The sequence below is a fragment of the Methylomagnum sp. genome (assembly GCF_054333355.1).
In genome coordinates this window covers 1-4,635 of the sequence record NZ_JBTEKS010000352.1, presented here as the reverse complement: position 1 = coordinate 4,635, position 4,635 = coordinate 1, and the positions used below count along the sequence as shown (strand labels likewise).

General features: G+C 64.9%; 3 protein-coding genes. 1 reads left to right on the top strand and 2 read right to left on the bottom strand.

Going from position 1 to position 4,635, the window contains the following annotated elements; genetic code table 11:
• Nucleotides 1–36: 36 nt before the first annotated feature.
• A complete protein-coding gene (gene pta / locus ACXWUF_RS19030; protein ID WP_458496159.1) occupies nt 37–2,148 on the bottom strand; it encodes a phosphate acetyltransferase in 2,112 nt (703 codons plus the stop codon).
• Nucleotides 2,149–2,412: 264 nt separating this feature from the next.
• A complete protein-coding gene (locus ACXWUF_RS19025; RefSeq protein ID WP_458496158.1) occupies nt 2,413–3,579 on the bottom strand; it encodes an acetate/propionate family kinase in 1,167 nt (388 codons plus the stop codon).
• Nucleotides 3,580–3,886: 307 nt separating this feature from the next.
• Between ACXWUF_RS19025 and ACXWUF_RS19020 the strand changes: the two genes are divergently transcribed.
• Nucleotides 3,887–4,635 (top strand): TolB family protein (locus tag ACXWUF_RS19020; protein WP_458496157.1); only part of this gene is annotated, 749 nt, incomplete at its 3' end.

Below are 4,635 nucleotides of genomic sequence, written 5' to 3'. Positions count from 1 at the left end.
CCACTCCCACAAGCGCTTCAGCCCGGCCTGCGACACTTACCGCGAACCATTCCCCTCGTGCTGCGCCTGAATGGCCGTAATCACCACCGTGTTGACGATGTCATCAACGGTGCAGCCCCGGCTCAGATCATTCACCGGCTTGCGCAAGCCCTGCAGAATCGGGCCGATGGCCAGCGCCTCGGTCTCCCGCTGCACGGCCTTATAGGTGTTGTTGCCGGTGTTGAGATCGGGGAACACGAACACCGTGGCCCGCCCCGCCACCGCCGAACCCGGCATTTTCTGCGCGGCCACGCTCGGGTCCACCGCCGCGTCGTATTGAATCGGCCCTTCCAGCAACAGGTCGGGCCGACGCTCGCGGGCCAAGCGGGTGGCCTGCCGGACCTTCTCCACATCCTGCCCCTCGCCCGATTCCCCGGAGGAATAGGACAACAACGCCACCCGAGGCTCGATGCCGAAGGTGCGGGCGGTGTCGGCGGAGCTAATCGCGATTTCCGCCAACTGCTCGGCGGTGGGGTCGGGATTCACCGCGCAATCCCCGTACACCACCACGCCATCCTCCAGGCACATGAAGAACACCGACGACACGATGGAAAAGCCGGGCCGGGCCTTGATGAACTGCAAGGCCGGGCGGATGGTGTGCTGCGTGGTGTGGACCGCCCCCGACACCATGCCGTCGGCGTGGCCGTGGTGGACCATCATGGTGCCGAAGTAGGACACATCCAGCAGGCAATCCTGGGCGGCGTCCAGAGTGATGCCCTTGTGCTTGCGCAATTCGTGATAGGTCTGGGCGTAGCTTCTCAAATGCGGGCTGTCCGCCGGATTGACGATCTTCACCGCCGTCAAATCCAAAGGAATCCCCTGCCCCCGCGCAACCTTCTCGATATGCGGGGCGGAACCCAGCAAGGTGAGGTCCACGATCTTCCGGGCCACCAGATCGGCGGCGGCCTTCAGGATGCGTGGCTCGGTGCCCTCCGGCAGCACGATGTGGCGGCGGTTGGCGCGGGCCTGCTGCACCAGGTTGTAGGTGAACATGCGGGGCGTCATGCCCTGGAACCAAATCTTTTCCAGCCGGCCCTCGATGCGAGAAAAGTCCACATACTCGTCGAATAGCGCGATGGCCCGTTGAATCTTGTCCTTGTCGCCCGCCGCCATGGCGGTATGGACCTCGCCCAGCTTGGCGGCGGTGACGAAGGTATCGTCCTTGACCGACAGAATCGGCAACGGGTCGCGCAAGCCCTGCACCAGCCGGTCCACGACAGGCTCCGGCTTGATCCCCGTGGACAGCAGGATACCGGCCAGGCGCGGGTAGTTGACGGAGCGGTCCGCCTCCAGCAAGCCGATGAGGATGTCGGCCCGATCCCCGGAGGTGATGACTAAATGATCCTCCCGCAGCCGCTCCAGCACGTTCTGCACCTGCATGGCGCCCACCAGATAGCCGGAAATCAAGCCGTCCAAGCGGCCATGGCCGAACAGCACCTCCGCCCCCAATTGCTCGGCCACCTCCCGGACGCGGGGACTGTCCAGCTTCTCGTCGAAGGGCAGCACCGCCAGCAGCTTTTGGGACTCGCCGCATTCCGCCTCCAAGGCCGCCCGCAATTCCGGCACTTGGGCGGGATGGGCCTTGTTCAACAGGATGCCCGCCACCGGGCAGCCGCGCTCCTCGTAGGCGTCCACGGAAATGCGGGCGGCGTGCAGGGCGTCGCGGGTGCCGTAGCCATGGGCGCTGCCCACCATCAGCACCGGGCAGCCGAGGTTCTGGGCGATTTCGCAGTTGAAGTCGAACTCCAGCGCCGACACCAAGCCCCGGAAATCCGTGCCCTCGATCAAGATGAAATCGCAGTGCTGCTCCAAGTGCTTGTAGACGCGGATGATCTTGTCCAGCACCTCGTCCGCCCGGTCCTGGCTCAGCAATTCGCTGACCTCGTGGTGAAACCAAGCGTAGGAGGCGTCGTAGGGCTGGGGCAGCCAGAAATGGCGGAGGATCAGGTCGATGTCCTCGTCGCGCTGGCCCGGCGCGGGCTGGTGGATGACGGGCCGGAAAAAGCCCACCCGCGCCGTCTTGCGCAGGGCGTACTCGATGATGCCTAAGGCCACAACGACCTTGCCGCTGCCAGGCTCGATGGTGTTGATGTAGAGGGATGTGGTCATGGTCGTGAACCGGATTGTTGCGCCGTCCCGAACAGGCGAGGCGATTAAGTGGGGGATTGTTTGAATTGTATAAGCTAGTCCATGCCGCGAGGGAGGCCGGGCGGTGACAGAGTAATTCCTGGAATCGCGGGTGGATTCGGAAAATGAGGTTTTCCCATCACGGTGGGAGCGGTTGTGGGAGTGGCCTTCAGGCCACGATCAGGCGCGGAATTGTCGCGGTCTAAAGCCTGTCCTGAGCGCAGTCGAAGGGACCGCTCCCACAAATCACCCCACCACCACCGCCGCCGTCTGCCGGGCGATTTCCAGCTCCTCGTCGGTGGGCACCACCAGGATTTTCACCGCCCCGCCGGGCGCCTGGATTTCCGCCACGCCCCCGCCCACCGCGTCGTTGGCCGCCTCGTCCAACACCATACCCAGCGCCTCCAAGCCCCGGCACGCCGCCCGCCGGATGGGCGCGGCGTGTTCGCCGATGCCGCCGGTGAACACCAGCGCATCCACCCGCCCCAGCCCGGCGAAATACGCGCCGATGTAATGCTTGATCCGGTGGACGTACATCGCCACCGCCAGCCGGGCCGCCGCGTCGCCCGCGGCGGCGCGGGCCAGCACATCGCGCATGTCGTTGCCGCCCGCCACGCCCTTGAGTCCGCTGTCCTTGTTGAGCCGCCGCGCCACCTCGTCCAGCGTCCAGCCGCCCTCCCCCAACAAATGCAGCACCACGCCGGGGTCCAAGTCGCCGCCGCGGGTGCCCATCATCAAACCAGCCAGCGGCGTCATGCCCATGGACGTGTCCACGCTCCGCCCGCCGCGAATCGCCGCCGCGCTGGCACCGTTGCCGAGATGCAGAACAATGAGATTGAGCGACTCAGGCAGACGGCCCAGATGCGCCGCCGCCCGCTGGCTGACATAAGCAAAGGACGTGCCGTGGAAGCCGTAACGGCGGATGCGCTGTTCCGAATAGCAGGCGTCCGGCAGGGCGTAGCGGTACGCCTCCGGCGGCATGGTCTGGTGGAAGGCCGTGTCGAACACCGCCACCTGCGGCACCTGGGGCCAGCGCTCCCGGCAGACTTCTATCCCCAACAGATTGGGCGGGTTGTGCAGCGGCGCCAGCGGGATCGCCTCGCGGATGGCGGCGATGACCGCCTCGTCCACCGCCACGGCGGCGCTGAACGCCTCGCCGCCATGCACCACCCGATGGCCGATGCCCAACAGTTCCGCCTCGCCCCGCAAATCGCCGGACGCCTCCAGCCGCCGGACGATCTCGGCGATGGCCTCTCGATGGTCGGCGACGGCTGGCCCGTTCGCGGCGGCGGACGGCTCGCCGATGCGCTCGATCAAACCCGCCGCCACCACGCGCTCATGGTCGGCGAGGTCGAACAGCCGGTATTTAAGGGAGGAACTACCGGAATTGAGAACGAGGATTTTGCTGGACATGGTGAAAGCCTCAAGGTCGCGGGGGATTTGCTCGACTAGAGCATTTTCATTTTGAGTTTACAGCGTTCACGTAGGCCGACGCGGTTTTCAAAACCGAGTCGGCCTTTCTCGCTGCCGTACACTCATTCTGAAAACGTTCTAGCCTAGCCCATTTCCCATGACCGGCGCAGCCTCTTACGACCAGGACGCCACCGCCCCGACCCGGCAAGAATGCCGCGCTCGACTGGCAAAATTTCACTGCGGGTTCAGGGCCAACCCCTATGCTTGGCGTGGTCCGAACCAATCACAACATCCTGGGGAATTCATCATGCACCGAGTTACCAACGACCACTCTGCCTCGCTTGTGCTGGGCTTGCTGATTGCCACCAGCGCCGCCGCCGACACCCTGGAACGGGTCAGCGTGAGTTCCAGCGGCGAACAGGCCAATGGGGAAAGCGTCTTCCCCGCCCTTTCCGCCGACGGGAAAACCGTGGCTTTCGCCTCCACCGCTAGCAATTTGGTGGACGGAGACAGCAACAACGCGCTGGACATCTTCGTGCGCGACCGGACCACGGGCAAAACCGAGCGGGTCAGCCTGAGTTCCAGCGGCGAACAGGCCAACGATGGTTACAGCAACAGCCCCAGCCTCTCCGCCGATGGCCGCTATGTGGCCTTTATTTCCGGCGCCTCCAACTTGGTGGAAGGCGACACCAACGAACGCCCCGATATTTTCGTGCGGGACCGGCAGACCGGCACGACGGTGCGGGCCAGCCTACTGCCCGACAACAGCCAGCTTCCCGGCGCGGTGGATGCACTCGACGGCCAAATCTCCGCCAATGGCCGGTTCGTGGTGTTCCGGCGCGGCTATCATTTCACGCCCCGCATTAGCGCCGGCATGGTGTATGTGCGCGACCTGTTGCTTGGCACCACCACCGAGGTGCCAGCGTCATTCAGCGATATTCCCCCGCTAGGCGGCATTTCGCCGGATGGTCGGCGGATATTGCTGACCACCGGGCTGCCGCTATCGCCCGAGGACGGCAACGGGGCGGGCGATGTGTATTTCTATGATTTGGAAAC